This is a genomic window from Xylophilus sp. ASV27 (assembly GCF_016428875.1).
Lineage (GTDB): Bacteria > Pseudomonadota > Gammaproteobacteria > Burkholderiales > Burkholderiaceae_C > Xylophilus.
In genome coordinates, this window is sequence record NZ_JAELTO010000300.1 from 1 (window position 1) to 403 (window position 403).

1 pseudogene is annotated in these 403 nt (G+C 77.2%); it reads left to right on the forward strand.

From position 1 onward, the window contains the following. Positions 1-303 (forward strand): annotated as a pseudogene (locus JHD63_RS25125) (hypothetical protein); the annotation flags it as partial. Positions 304-403 lie beyond the last annotated feature (100 nt).

The window sequence follows — 403 nt, forward strand, 5'->3', positions numbered from 1 at the left end:
CCCCCCCCCCCCCCCCCCCCCCCCCCCCCCCCCCCCCCCCCCCCCCCCCCCCCCCCCCCCCCCCCCCCCCCCCCCTATTTTCAAGCAGAAGACGGCATACGCGATTTCCTGTACGGTCTCGTGGGCTCGGAGATGTGTATAAGAGACAGCGCCGTCACCGTGCCGCTGCAGGACGCGCTGGGCCACCCGGTGGTGGTGGTGGAAAACCGCGCCGGCGCGGGCGGCAACATCGGCGGCGAGGCCGTGGCCAAGGCGGGTCTCTTATACACATCTGACGCTGCCGACGAAGAGAACCTAGTGTAGTTATCGGGGGTGGCCGGGTGGGGGGGGGGGGGGGGGGGGGGGGGGGGGGGGGGGGGGGGGGGGGGGGGGGGGGGGGGGGGGGGGGGGGGGGGGGGGGGGG